Raw genomic sequence first — 13477 nt, 5'->3', positions numbered from 1 at the left:
TGTCAATGCGACGATCGCTGATTCGAAGGCGACGGGGCCAGTTTCCGCGTCCGCGAACAGGCCGCTCCGCCACCATCTCATGAGACGGCTCCCCCCACAACGGGATGTCGTTAGGGTCGCCCCCGCACCCCGAGCATCATCACGCCTCCCGAAACCGTCAATGCGGCCAGCACCATCAGCACCGCGTCGAAATCCGTCGGGCTCGCCAGCCACCATGTCAGCGGCGGGCCGAGCAGCGAGGGCAGCGTATTCGCCAGATTGAGCAGGCCAAGGTCGCGCCCTCGTCGACGCGGATCGGGCAGCAACTGCATCGCAAAGGCCGAGTGCAGCGCCACGAACACGGCATGACCCATCACGAACATACCGAACATCGTCGCACCGAACATGGGTCCGTCCGCCGCCGCCATGCCCAGCAGACCCGCCGCCGATACGATCGCCGCGCCCAGCAGGAACGGCTTGCGGCGGCGGATGCGGTCTGACAGGCGGCCGACCAGGATCGCTACCGGCAGCGGCGCGACGAAGGCGATCGTCAGGACCTGACCCGCCCGCGTGGCGACAGTCGACGGTGCGTCGCCGGGCGATATGCCGTTCAGGTAATAGAGCAGGTAGACGAACAGCACGCTGCTCGCGACCTGAACCAGCAGCCGGGCGATGAGCGCCACGACCAGGTCGCGCCGGTCCAATCCAGGTGAGCGGACAGCGGCCTCGGCCGGCGCTTCCACGACTGGACTTGCACGGCGGAGCAGCAGCGGCAGGAAACATGCGGTGATCGCCACCGCCACGGCGGCAAGCCGCGCGCCCTCGTTCAGGAACCACGTCGCGACGATCGCCGCGGAGAAGGCGGAGGCGACGGGATTGCCGAGCGAGAGCAGGCCGCCCGCAACGCCCTTGTCACGGTCCGGCACCTCCTCCGCCATCAACGCGAACAAGGGTGACAGCAGCGCGTTGACCGCGAGCTGGAACAGGAGGATCGCCAGCACCAGCGCAATCGGGGTTACGGCGAATGCCACCAGCGCATAGGCGGCGATCGTCGCGATCAGGCCCGCCGCCATCCCGCCGCGCCGACCCTTGCCCCGCTCCAGCGCACGGTCGCCGAGCCAGCCGAACAGGATATTCGCGCCACTCGCGGCCAGCGCACCCGCCACGACCGCAACGGTCAATACGCCGATCCGCGCATCGCCCGCGACGAGATCGGCCTTGATCGGCAGCAACAGCGTCAGCAGCGGCAGATAGGCGACCACCCCACCGATGTTCGCCACCGCGAACGCTGCCAGCCCACCGACCGGCGCCGCGAAGACGCGCCTGTCCGTCCTGCCCGATATTCCATCCTGCAACGCTCGCTCCCCTCCGTGCCCACGCTGTGTCGGCGCATCGGAGGCCGATTGCCAGCGCCGGCGCGCCCGGCGGCCCCAAGCAGGATGCTGATCCACATCATGCTATTGATTTTACAAGGACATTTAGGGGAGCGACCGCGTTCGAAGTGCGTACCCATTACCTGATACAGGAGCGCCCTATGGCTACCCTTCCCAACCAAGTCGTTCAGTCGCTGTTCGTCACCGGCCTGAAGAACGTCCACGGCGTCGAGCATCAGGCGCTGGCGCTGATCGACCGCCAGCTCGACCACCTGGCGGATTATCCCGAGGTCGAGGAGGCGTTGCGCCGGCATCGCGGCGAGACGGAGCAGCAGATCCAGCGGGTCGAGGAGATTCTGTCCGGCTTCGGCGAAACCCATTCGGCGGTGAAGGATTTCGCGCTGTCGATCTCCGGCAATCTCGCCGCGCTGGCGCATGTGTTCGCGCCCGACGAGATCCTGAAGAACAGCTTCGCTAACTATGCGTTCGAGAATTTCGAGGCGGCGAGCTACACGTCGCTGATCGCGCTGGCGGAGGCGGGCAGCTTCGGCGGACCGACCGCGCTGCTGCAGACCTCGCTGCGCGAGGAACGGTCCATGGCCGCTTGGATCGATGAGCATAACGCGCCGCTGACGTTGAAATATGCTGCTCGCCGTGCCGCCGGAGAGACAGCCAGCCATTGAGCGACAGGGCGGCATGCCATGATCTGGCGCTGGCCCTAAGCGGCGGCAACGCGCTGGGGGCCTATCATGGTGGTGTGTACGAGGCGCTGCACGATCACGGACTGGAGCCGGACCGGGTGGCGGGTGCCTCTGCCGGGGCGATCGTCGGGGCGCTGATCTGCGGCAATCGCCGCGAGCAGCGGCTGTCCGCGCTGCAGGCGTTCTGGCAACCGGCATCCCGGCCACCGCTTTTCCCCGCAATGGAAACTTTACGCCGGTCCGCGGCGGCTGCTTCGGTGGCGGCGACCGGACAGCCCGGCCTGTTCACACCGCGTGCCATGACGATGAACATGGAGCCGCCCAGCCTCTACGACACCGCGCTCCTCGCCCGTTCGCTGGAGCAGTTGATCGACTTCGACCGCCTGAACGGCGGATCGCCCCGTTTCACCGCCACCGCCATCGATCTGGACAGCGGCGAGGACGTGATGTTCGACACCGCGCATGATCCGGTTTCGATTGCGCATCTGCGGGCGAGTTGCGCGCTGCCGCCTGCGTTCCCCCCGCAATGGATCGAGGGCCGTCTGATCGCGGATGCGGGCATCTCCGCCAATCTGCCGCTCGATGCGATACTCGCGGAACCCGCCGAACGACCCTTGCTCTGCATCGCGGTCGACCTGCTGCCCCTGCACCGTCCGGCTCCCACCACGGTGACGGAAGCGGCCGAGCGAATGCAGGACCTGATCTTCGCGACGCAAAGCCGACGCGCGATCGCCGCGTGGCAGGCGGTGTTCGACGAACGCGCGGCACGGGGCGATACCGCGTCGGTGACGCTGCTGCACATCGCCTATACGGATCAGGACGAGGAGGTCGTCGGCAAAGCGTTCGACTTCTCGCCGGGATCGGTGCGGGCTCGCTGGCTGGCAGGGCAGCGCGACATGCAGCGGGCGCTGGCCGATCTCGACGCCGGGCGTATCGCGATCGGAGAGCCGGGGCTGACCGCGTATGAGTCGGACCCCGCGGCATCCGGTCCGCCGTTTCTGCGGAAGGTCCGCCATGATCTGGCACCGCGACCGTTCCGCCCGCACATCTGAACGGTCAGGCGTCGAACAGGGGCAGCCCCGTCGCATCCCGGTCGGCGGGATCCTCGAAGTTGGACACGGTGACGCCGACCAGCCGGATGCCGGTTTCAGGCGGGTAGATCGACCGGATCAGGTCGAGGCTGGCGGCACGCAAAATGGCATGGTCGGCCACTGCGCCCGTGTGGCTCCGGCTGCGGGTGATCTGGCGGAAGTCGCGGAACTTGACCTTCACCGTCACGGTCCTCCCGAACATCCGCGCCTTCTCGCACCACGCCCAGACATCGTCGGCCATGCGCAGCACGCCCGCCTCGATCTCCGCCGGTTCGGTCAGGTCGCGATCGAAGGTGGTTTCCGATCCCGACGACTTGCGCACGCGATCGGGGTTGACCGGGCGATCGTCCTCGCCCCGGGCGATCGCGTGATACCAGCCCGCCGAACTCCCGAAATGTCGTTCGAGGAAATCGAGCGACTTGGCCCTCAGGTCTGCCCCCGTTTCGATCCCCAGCCGCTTCATCTTCGCCGCCGTCACTGGCCCGACCCCGTGGAAGCGCGACACCGGCAGCGCCTCGACCCAGTCCGCCCCCATGTCGGGCGTCACCGCGAACTGCCCATTGGGCTTGCGGTGATCGGACGCCAGCTTCGCGAGAAACTTGTTGTACGAAATACCCGCCGATGCGGTCAGCCCCGTCTCCTCCAGGATGCGTGCCCGGATCGCCCTGGCGGTGGCCCAGGCGGTCGGCAGCCCGGCCAGATTGGCGGTCACGTCCAGATACGCTTCGTCCAGCGACAGCGGCTGGATGAGCGGCGTGAACTCCGCAAAGATCGCGTGGATCTGCCGCGACACGGCGCGGTACACGTCGAAGCGCGGCGGTACGAAGATCAGGTCGGGGCACCGGCGCTGCGCGGTCACCGACGGCAATGCGGACTTCACTCCGAACGCACGCGCCTCGTAACTCGCCGCCGCGACCACGCCGCGGGCCGCTCCGTGCCCGACCGCGACGGGCTTGCCGCGCAGCGACGGGTCGTCGCGCTGCTCTACGGACGCGAAGAACGCGTCCATGTCGACATGGATGATCTTGCGTACCGATCCGCCGGGCATGGCCGACCTATAGCAACATCGGAACGGACAGGGAACGCCGCTTTATCAGCCGATTGGGTCGTGGTGGCCCTGCTCGTCGTCCCGCCGATGCGCGGGCAGCAATTGCAATTGCTGTGGCACCGTGCCGACGTCGATATGCTGCTCCGCCAACCGTTGCAGGATCATCAGCAGCGCGCTGCTGCGCGCCGGATAGGATGTCCGCGGGCTCGATGTGTGGGCGAAGCAGTTGAACAGGATGCGGCCGTCGACGATATTGTCGACGAACGCCACCGGCGCGGGATCGTCGAGGATCGAGGGTTCGGCCGCGAACACGTCGAGCACGATCTGGCGGATACGCTGCGGCTCGATATTCAGCGGAACGGAGAACTGCACCTGCAACCGGCCCAGCGCATTCGACATCGTCTTGTTCAGCACCGTCTTCGTAATCAGTTCCGAATTCGGCACGATCAGCGTCGAGTGGTCGGCCAGCTCGATCTCGGTCGATCGTACGCTGATCCGCTTCACGTCGCCCTCGTCGGTGCCGATGCGGACGAGGTCGCCGATCTTCACCGGCCGCTCCGCCAGCAGGATCAGGCCGGACACGAAGTTCTGCGTGATCGCCTGCAAACCGAACCCGATGCCCACCGACAGCGCCGACAGCAGCAGCGCGATCCGCTCCATACCGATGCCGAGCGAGGCGAGGCCCCACAGCACCGCGAGGATGATCGCGATGTACCGCGCGATCATCGCGAACGAATTGCGTGCGCTGACATCCATCGCGGTCGTCGGCAGATACCGGTCGTTCAGCCAGCGCAGGAACAGCCGCGCCAGCGTCAGCCCGACGACGAGGACCAGCACGGCGCGGATGATCGCGCCGGGCGAGATGCTGACATCGCCGACGGTGATGCCGCCGGCGACGGTACCGAACCGCTCGACCGTGCTGTCGATGCCCGACCCGAACGGCGTCAGCAGCATGACGATCGCGACCAGCGCCAGCCCGAGGCGAAGCAGGCCCGACGACAGCACCCCGAACTGGTCGATCGCGCCCGGCCGGATGCCGACGCCGCGCGCCAGGACGTGGCCGGTACGGCTGTCGGCGGAAAAGACCGTCGTCACGACGTCGTCAACGAAGGCGAGCAACAGATAGAAAGTGCCGACGACGATCGCCAGCCACTCGATCGCAATGCGGGTCAGGAACAGGCTGAAGGTGGTGTAGCCTGCCAACAGCGCGCCCGCGCTCGCCAGCGTCACCAGCCAGACGACCAGCGTGACGATCCCGACGCCCGCCCGCGCCGCGCCCGCACCGCTGACGGGCGCGTCGTCCGTCGCCGCCGCCTCCGCCTCGGCGCGGGCACGACTGCGCAGCCGGCCCAGCGTGAACAGCAGGCCGCCGATCGCCAGCAGCCGGACGGCCGCGATCGCCGCATCGGTGACGGCGACGGCGGTCGTGCTCAGCCGCATCGTCTCGACGATGGCGGACAGCAGGATGTCGGCGGAGGTCAGCACCGCCAGCACCCACACCCACGGCATCAGCGCGCGCGCGACATCGTCATCGATCGGCAACAGCCGCCACGAACCTTGGCTGCGCATCAACAGCGCCGCCCCCAGTGCGCCGATGAACGCCCCCATCCCGATCGCGAACACGGCCGCTGTCAGGATCGGATCGACCGTCGCCCCGGTCAGCCCCGACCAGCGCAACCCCTGCACCAGCGCGAGCGCCGCCAGCGTCGGCAGCGCGGTGCCCGTGACCAGCCGCCACATCGCATAGCCGGTGCGGCGGACGCGGTGGCCGGGCGCGGCACCGATCGCATAGCGGCGACCCGCCTCCCGCAGCGCGATGCGCGCCGGCCAGCCGAGCGCGACCGCCGCGACCACGCCGAGCAGCGCGATCCAGACGCCGCCGCCGGACAGGCCACGACCGATGTCCGCCATCACCTGTTCGACGATCCGGGCGACGCGCCCGATGTCGCGCGGCGTCGCCTCCAGCATCGCCGCCCAGAAACCCGGCGTCAGGGGGGACGCATTGCGCGTCGCCCAGCTTCGTCCCAGTTCCGCCGCCTGATCCGCGACGATCCGGTCCGCGAGTTGCTGCGCCTCGACGTTCAGCAGCTTGCCGCGGCGGACGGCGGAGTCGATCGTCGCACGTCGTTGCGCCAGCAGCTTGCGCTGCGCGGCGATGTCGGGCGCATCGACGATGCCCGGGGTGGCCGGGCCGATCTCCGCGATCTTGGCGTCGACCAGCGCCATCTCCGCCTCCAGCGTCGTGGCCATATCGGCGGCGGTGGCGCGGACGGCGGAGAGTCGGTCGGTCAGCGCGGCGCGATCCTCGCGCGTATCGGCGGTATCGGCGGCACGCTCGACCGCGCGGACTTCGCCGGATGCCGTCGACAGGCTGGTGATCGCGCGGCCGACGGGATCGTCGGATTGCGCCGCCAGTGGCACGGCGAGCAGGAACGCGGCGGCGAGATACACCAGCAGCGCGGCGACGAACGGGATAGGGCGACGGGACACGGCCCTCTCCTTAACCGTCCGTCACGCCGGGGGCGACCCCCGCTCCGATTCCGTCAGTCCGCCTTCGGGTTGCCGCCGATCAACTGGCGCACCGTCTCCATCATCACGCGACCGGCACCCTTGTCGCCCTTCGCCATCGACGACATGAACGCCTTCGCCTGCTCGAACGTGACGTGCGGCGGCAGCGGTGCGACCTCCGGATCGGTCTTCACTTCCAGAACCACCGGCCGGTCCGCCGCCAGCGCCCTGTCCCACGCCGCACCGAGCTGCTCCGGATCGTCGAGGAAGATCCCAGTCAGCCCGATCATCTCCGCGAACTGCGAATAGCGCACGTCGGGAATGTCCTGCGTCGTGGCGAAGCGCGGATTGCCCTCCATGACGCGCTGCTCCCAGGTCACCTCGTTCAGATCCTCGTTGTTGAAGACGCAGACGATCAGCCGCGGATCGGCCCAGCGCTGCCAGTATTTCTGGACGGTGATGAGCTCCGCCATATTGTTCATCTGCATCGCGCCGTCGCCGACCAGCGCCACGACGGGCTTATGCGGAAACGCGAACTTCGCCGCGATCGCATAGGGCACCGCCGCACCCATCGACGCCAGCCCGCCCGACAGCGACGATCGCTGGCCGCGTTTCACCTGATAGTCGCGCGCATACCAGTTGGCGCAGGACCCCGAGTCGGAGGTGACGATCGCATCCGCCGGCAGGCGCGGCGACATCTCGTATACGACCCGCTGCGGATTGACCGGGCTGGCGGCGGCGAACGCGCGCTTCTTCAGCGTCTCGTGCCAGTCGGCCATGTCGGCGACGATCCCGTCCAGCCAGCCACGGTCCGTCTTGCGCCGGAGGAACGGCAGCAGCGCGCGCAATGTCTCCGCCGCGCCGCCGTGCAGATTCACCTCCACCGGATAGCGCAGGCCGAGCATGTCGGCGGCGATGTCGATCTGCACCGCCCGCGCCTGCCCGTCCTTCGGCAGGAACTCCGCCCACGGAAAGCCGGTGCCGATCATCAGCAGCGTGTCGCATCCCTCCATCATGTCCGACGACGGCTTCGTGCCGAGCAGCCCGATCGATCCCGTGACGAAGGGCAGGTCGTCGGGCAGCACGTCCTTGCCCAGCAGCGCCTTGGCGACGCCCGCACCGAGCAGGTCGGCGACATGCTCGACCTCCGCCGCCGCCTCGCGCGCACCCGCGCCGATCAGGATGGCGACCTTAGATCCAGCGTTCAGCACCTCGGCGGCCCGGCGCAGGTCCGCGTCCTTCGGCACGACCAATGGCCGCGAATAGCCGGGGCCGGACCGGGTAAAGCCATGCGCGCGCGCCGGCTCCTCCCACGGCTCGTCCTGCACGTCCTTCGGGAAGATCAGTGCGGTGACGGTGTTGCCAGCAATCGCGACGCGCAGGCCCCGGTCGATCAGGTGCCGGATCTGCGCGGGCGCGGCGGCCTCCTGCACGAACGCCGCGACATCGGCGAAGACGCGGTCGAGGTTCAGTTCCTGCTGGTATACTGCCCCGCGGACCGTCGACTCGGCCTGCCCGCAGATCGCCAGCAACGGCGCGTGGTCCAGCTTGGCATCGTACATCCCCGTCAGCATGTGGGTCGCGCCCGGCCCGCCGGTCGACAGGCACACGCCCAGCTCGCCGGTGAACTTTGCATGCGCGGTGGCCATGAACGCGGCCATCTCCTCATGCCGGACCTGGATGAACTCGATCCCCTCGCCTGCCTTTTCCGCGCGCTGCAGCGCGCCGAGCACGCCGTTGATACCGTCGCCGGAGTAACCGTAGATGCGCGTCACGCCCCACGCCTTCAGACGCTCGACGATGAAGTCGCTGGTCGATTTGCTCATGCCGACGTCCTTGCGGTTGTTCGGGTCCAGTACGTCAGGGGAGTCGGGAGGGTTCCGGGCACGCGAGAATGAACACGCTGGACACGAAACATACCTGTCGGTACACAATGCTATTGACGAACGTGTCGCTCCGTTTATATACCGTTCAGTATAGAACGTGACGGCCCCAACGACCGATCGCGTCCCAGCGTAACGCATGGCCCTCGCGGAGTGGGAGGGCCAGCCTGTCCCTTGCCGGAGCGATCCACGGCGCGCGACTGCGTAGCCGATCACACCCCTGTGCCGAATTTCATCCGCCACGGACGCCCCGTCGACACGGGGTCCGCGGGCAACGACCCGCTGCGTCCATCAGACATGATCGAGGGAGATCATCATGGCCCACCAGACTTCCGCCGCCGCCTTTCCGAAGGGAGCCCGCGCATGAACATGTATTCGCCCGTCGAGGCCCGGCAGGATGACGCGTCGCCCGCCCCCGCCAAAACACGCTGGCGCAAGCCGGCGCTGGTGCTGCTGCCTGTCGCCGCCGTCGCGCTCGGCTATACGCTGATCGACCGCGAGGCTCCCGCCGTCGCCGCACCGCCGCCGCCCACCGTCACCGTCTCGCAGCCGCTGGTGCGCGAGGTGAACGAGTGGGACGATTATGTCGGCCGCTTCGAGGCGAGCCGCAGCGTCGAGGTGCGCCCGCGCGTATCGGGCGCGGTCACCGCGATCCACTTCACCGACGGCGCGATCGTGCGGAGGGGCCAGTTGCTCTTTACCATCGACCCCCGCCCCTTCGCCGCCTCGCTCGCCGAAGCGCGCGCCGGGCTTGCCAGCGCGCAGAGCGACGTCGCGCTCGCCCGCGCCAATCTCGACCGCGCCAACCGGCTCGTCGCCGACGACGCAGTCTCGAAAAGCGACGTCGACCAGCTCAACGCCCGCCTGCGCGCCGCCACCGCCAGCCTCGCCGCCGCGCAGGCCCGCGTCCGCTCGCGCGCGCTGGACGTGGAATTCACGCAGGTCCGCGCGCCGATCGCCGGCCGCATTTCCGACCGCCGCATCGATGCCGGCAACCTCGTCGCCGCTGGCGACTCGAACGGCACGCTGCTGACCACGATCAACGCGCTCGATCCGATCTACTTCACCTTCGAGGGGTCGGAGGCGCTGTTCCTCAAGACCAGACGCGCCGCCGCCTCGGGTGCCGACGTGACCCCGGTCGAGGTGAAGTTGCAGGACGAGGGCGACTATCGCTGGAAGGGTCGCCTCGATTTCACCGACAACGGCCTCGACCCCAAGTCGGGCACGATCCGTGGCCGCGCGGTGCTCGCCAATCCCGGCCTGTTCCTGACGCCGGGCCTGTTCGGCAACATGCGCCTTGGCAGCGGCGGCACGACCCGCGCGCTGCTCGTCCCCGATTCGGCGGTGCAGACCGACCAGGCGCGCAAGACGCTGCTGACGGTCGCGCGGGACGGCTCCGTCGCAGCCAAGCCGGTGCAGCTCGGCCCCGTGCTGGGCGGGCTGCGCGTGATCCGCGCCGGCCTGTCGCTCACCGACCGCGTCGTCATCAGCGGCACGCAGATGGCGATGCCCGGCACGAAGGTCACCGCCAGGCCCGGCCGCATCGCGCCCGTATCCGAAGCCGCGCCACCCGGCGGCGGCGGCGCTCCGCTTGCGGGCGAAGTGACCTTCGCCCGGTAACACCTACTCACCCTCACCCGGGCCTATCGCCGGTGAGGGTGAGACCGACATGCCTGTCGAACTTCATCCTCTTCCGGGGAGCCTGCCATGCGCTTTTCGCGCTTCTTCATCACGCGCCCGATCTTCGCCGCGGTCATCGCGGTCATCATCACGATCGTCGGCGCGATCGCCTATTGGGGCCTGCCGGTCTCCCAATATCCCGACATCGTGCCGCCGACGGTGACGGTCACCGCCACCTATCCCGGCGCGTCGGCGGAAACCGTCGCGGAGACGGTCGCCGCGCCGATCGAGCAGGAGATCAACGGCGTCGACAACATGCTCTACCAGAGCAGCCAGTCGACCGGCGACGGCACGGTCACGATCACCGTCACCTTCAAGCTCGGCACCGACCTCGACGCCGCGCAGGTGCTGGTCCAGAACCGCGTCGCCGTCGCCGTGCCCCGCCTGCCCGAGGAGGTGCAGCGCCTCGGCGTCGTCACGCGCAAGACCTCGCCCGACTTCCTGATGGTCGTGAACCTCGTATCACCGGACCACAGCCTCGATCGCGGCTACATCTCCAACTACGCGCTGACGCAGGTCCGCGACCGGCTGGCGCGCATCGACGGCGTCGGCGACGTGCGGCTGTTCGGCGCACGCGACTATGCGATGCGCGTGTGGATCGATCCCGGCCGCGCCGCCGCGCTCAACCTGACGGCGGGCGACATCGTCCAGGCATTGCGCGCGCAGAACGTGCAGGTCGCCGCCGGCACGCTCGGCCAACCGCCCTACGCGAACGGCAGCGCGTTCCAGCTCAACGTCGAAACGCAGGGTCGTCTCGTCGATCCGGCGCAGTTCGCGCAGGTCGTGATCCGCACCGATGCGGACGGTCGTCAGGTCCGCGTCGCCGATGTCGCGCGCGTCGAACTGGGCGCGGCCGATTACGGCTCCAACACCTATTTGTCGGGCGAACCCACGGTTATCGCCGCCGTCTTCCAGCGCCCCGGATCGAACGCGCTCGCCGCCGCCGAGGCGGTCAGCGCGGAGATGAACGCGATGGCGAAGGACTTCCCCAAGGGGCTGGAATACCGCGTCATCTACAACCCGACCGAGTTCATCGCCCAGTCGATCGACGCTGTGAAGCATACTCTGGTCGAGGCGATGATCCTCGTCGTGCTCGTCATCCTCGTCTTCCTCCAGAAATGGCGTGCGGCGATCATCCCGATCGTGGCCATCCCGGTGTCGCTGATCGGCACCTTCGCGGTGCTGGCGGCGCTGGGCTACAGCCTCAACAACCTGTCGCTGTTCGGGCTGGTGCTGGCGATCGGCATCGTCGTCGACGACGCGATCGTCGTGGTCGAGAATGTCGAGCGCAACCTGGAGCGCGGGCTGACTCCGCTGGAGGCGGCCCGCACATCGATGGACGAGGTGTCGGGCGCGCTGGTGGCGATCGTGCTGGTGCTGTGCGCGGTGTTCGTGCCGACGCTGTTCCTCACCGGGCTGTCGGGCGCCTTCTACCGCCAGTTCGCCGTGACGATCTCGACGGCGACGATCATCTCGCTGCTGCTGTCGCTGACGCTGTCGCCGGCGCTCGCCGCGATGCTGCTCAAGGCGCACGTCCATGCGGAGCACGGCAACCGCCTGACCCGCACCGTCCGGCGCGCCGGCGATGCGTTCAACCGCGGCTTCGAACGGATGAGCGCCCGCTACGCCGCGCTCACCGCCGCACTGGTCGCCCGGCCGAAGCGGATGATGACGGTCTATCTCGGCCTGATCGCCGCCACCGGCGCGCTGTTCTGGGCGACGCCATCGGGCTTCATCCCGGCGCAGGATCAGGGTTACTTCCTGACCGTCGTCCAGCTTCCCTCCGGCGCGTCGGTCGAACGCACCGACGCCGTCGTGCAAAAGGTCGCCAAGCGCATCCTGCCGCTGGCGGGGGTCAAGGGCGCGGTGATGCTCGCGGGCTTCGACGGCCCGTCGCAAACGCTCGCCCCCAATGCCGCCGCCGCCTACATCCCGCTGAAATCGTTCGAGGACCGGCAGGCGCTCGGCGTCACCCTCGCCGGCATCATGGCGGAGGCGCGCAAGGTCACCGCGGACATCGACGAGGCCCGCATCCTCGTCATTCCGCCGCCGCTGATTCAAGGCATCGGTTCGGCCGGCGGCTATCGCCTGATCGTGCAGGACAAGAACGGCGGCAGCTACCAGAAGCTGGGCGAGGAGACAGGCAAGCTGCTCGCGAAGGCGAACCAGACCGAGGGGCTGGCGCAGGTCTTCACCTTCTTCGACAGCGCCACGCCGCGCATCTTCGCCGACATCGACCGCGCCAAGGCGGACATGCTCGGCGTCCCCCCGGAACGCGTGTTCGAGGCGTTGCAGGTGTATCTCGGCTCGGCGTTCGTCAACGACTTCAACCTGCTCGGCCGGACCTATCGCGTCACGGCGCAGGCAGACGCGCCGTTCCGCGCGAACACGGCGGACATCGCCAACCTGAAGACGCGGTCGAACAGCGGCGCGATGGTCCCGATCGGATCGGTGTCGACCTTCCGCGACAAGACCGGGCCGTACCGCGTCACCCGCTACAACCTCTTCCCCGCGGTCGAGGTCGATGGCGATACCGCGCCCGGCTATTCCTCGGGCCGGTCGCTGGTGACGATGGAAAAGGTCGCGGCCGAGACGCTGCCGGCGGGCTACGGCACCGAATGGACCGGCATCGCCTTCCAGCAGAAGGCGGCGGGCAGCACGGCGGCGATCGTCTTCGCGCTGGCGGTGGTGTTCGTCTTCCTCGTGCTGGCGGCGCAGTATGAAAGCCTCGTGCTGCCGCTGTCGATCATCCTGATCGTGCCGATGTGCCTGCTCGCGGCGATGATCGGCGTGAACCTGCGGGGGATGGACAACAACGTCCTGACCCAGATCGGCCTCGTCGTGCTGATCGCACTCGCCGCCAAGAACGCGATTCTCGTCGTCGAGTTCGCCAAACAGGCGGAGGAACAGGACGGCTTGTCGCCGGTCGAGGCGGCGGTGCGCGCGGCGCAGGACCGGTTGCGGCCGATCCTGATGACCAGCTTCGCGTTCATCCTGGGCGCGGTGCCGCTGCTGATCGCGAAGGGTGCCGGTGCCGAACTGCGGCAGGCGCTGGGCACCGCGGTGTTCTTCGGGATGATCGGCGTCACCGGCTTCGGCCTGTTGTTCACGCCCACCTTCTACGTCGTGTGCCGCGCGCTGGGCGATCGTCTCGCCCGCCGCCGGCACGCCGCCAGCCCCGCGCCCCACGCGCTGCCGGCGGAATAAGGAGCCA

8 protein-coding genes are annotated in these 13477 nt (G+C 68.5%); 4 read left to right on the top strand and 4 right to left on the bottom strand.

Annotated elements, in window-relative coordinates:
- Nucleotides 1-110 precede the first annotated feature (110 nt).
- Nucleotides 111-1334, bottom strand: a complete 1224-nt coding sequence (locus ASG07_RS00375) for an MFS transporter (protein ID WP_236694459.1) — start codon at nucleotides 1332-1334, stop codon at nucleotides 111-113.
- A 179-nt stretch (nucleotides 1335-1513) separates the two neighbouring features.
- Here ASG07_RS00375 and ASG07_RS00370 point away from each other — a divergent pair, with 179 nt between their 5' ends.
- Both ASG07_RS00370 and ASG07_RS00365 read left to right on the top strand, forming a co-directional pair.
- The gene (locus ASG07_RS00370) at nucleotides 1514-2035 is read left to right on the top strand and encodes a ferritin-like domain-containing protein (RefSeq protein ID WP_055840672.1); all 522 of its coding nucleotides are present in this window, start codon (nucleotides 1514-1516) and stop codon (nucleotides 2033-2035) included.
- On the top strand, nucleotides 2032-3105 hold the full coding sequence (locus ASG07_RS00365; protein WP_082474390.1) for a patatin-like phospholipase family protein: 1074 nt from the start codon (nucleotides 2032-2034) through the stop codon (nucleotides 3103-3105). The genes ASG07_RS00370 and ASG07_RS00365 overlap by 4 nt, the downstream gene beginning before the upstream one ends.
- Before the next feature lie 4 nt (nucleotides 3106-3109).
- On the opposite strand, the gene dinB is transcribed toward ASG07_RS00365, so the two are convergent.
- The 3 genes from dinB to ASG07_RS00350 are packed head-to-tail and all read right to left on the bottom strand — an operon-like array spanning nucleotide 3110 to nucleotide 8526.
- Nucleotides 3110-4192 carry a DNA polymerase IV gene (gene dinB / locus ASG07_RS00360; protein WP_055840668.1) on the bottom strand — a complete coding sequence of 361 codons (1083 nt, stop codon included), beginning with the start codon at nucleotides 4190-4192 and terminating at the stop codon, nucleotides 3110-3112.
- 45 nt (nucleotides 4193-4237) lie between these two features.
- On the bottom strand, nucleotides 4238-6682 hold the full coding sequence (locus tag ASG07_RS00355; RefSeq protein WP_236694458.1) for a DUF3772 domain-containing protein: 2445 nt from the start codon (nucleotides 6680-6682) through the stop codon (nucleotides 4238-4240).
- A 53-nt stretch (nucleotides 6683-6735) separates the two neighbouring features.
- Nucleotides 6736-8526, bottom strand: a complete 1791-nt coding sequence (locus tag ASG07_RS00350) for a thiamine pyrophosphate-requiring protein (RefSeq protein ID WP_055840662.1) — start codon at nucleotides 8524-8526, stop codon at nucleotides 6736-6738.
- Between the two features lie 420 nt (nucleotides 8527-8946).
- Between ASG07_RS00350 and ASG07_RS00345 the strand changes: the two genes are divergently transcribed.
- Together ASG07_RS00345 and ASG07_RS00340 are read left to right on the top strand one after the other, a co-directional pair.
- A complete protein-coding gene (locus ASG07_RS00345) occupies nucleotides 8947-10203 on the top strand; it encodes an efflux RND transporter periplasmic adaptor subunit (protein WP_055840657.1) in 1257 nt (418 codons plus the stop codon).
- 87 nt (nucleotides 10204-10290) lie between these two features.
- The gene (locus ASG07_RS00340) at nucleotides 10291-13470 is read left to right on the top strand and encodes an efflux RND transporter permease subunit (protein WP_055840654.1); all 3180 of its coding nucleotides are present in this window, start codon (nucleotides 10291-10293) and stop codon (nucleotides 13468-13470) included.
- Nucleotides 13471-13477: the final 7 nt, after the last annotated feature.

The organism is Sphingomonas sp. Leaf343, assembly GCF_001423765.1.
GTDB lineage: Bacteria > Pseudomonadota > Alphaproteobacteria > Sphingomonadales > Sphingomonadaceae > Sphingomonas.
The sequence above is the reverse complement of the archived record's forward strand: the minus strand, read 5'-3'. Positions and strand labels throughout refer to the sequence as shown.

What these genes read in the sequence shown, in the direction of transcription:
- ASG07_RS00370 (WP_055840672.1), top strand. Translation starts at nt 1,514, where the DNA reads ATGGCTACCCTTCCCAACCAAGTCGTTCAGTCGCTGTTCGTCACCGGC.
- dinB (WP_055840668.1), bottom strand. Translation starts at nt 4,192, where the DNA reads ATGCCCGGCGGATCGGTACGCAAGATCATCCATGTCGACATGGACGCG.
- ASG07_RS00350 (WP_055840662.1), bottom strand. Translation starts at nt 8,526, where the DNA reads ATGAGCAAATCGACCAGCGACTTCATCGTCGAGCGTCTGAAGGCGTGG.
- ASG07_RS00345 (WP_055840657.1), top strand. Translation starts at nt 8,947, where the DNA reads ATGAACATGTATTCGCCCGTCGAGGCCCGGCAGGATGACGCGTCGCCC.
- ASG07_RS00340 (WP_055840654.1), top strand. Translation starts at nt 10,291, where the DNA reads ATGCGCTTTTCGCGCTTCTTCATCACGCGCCCGATCTTCGCCGCGGTC.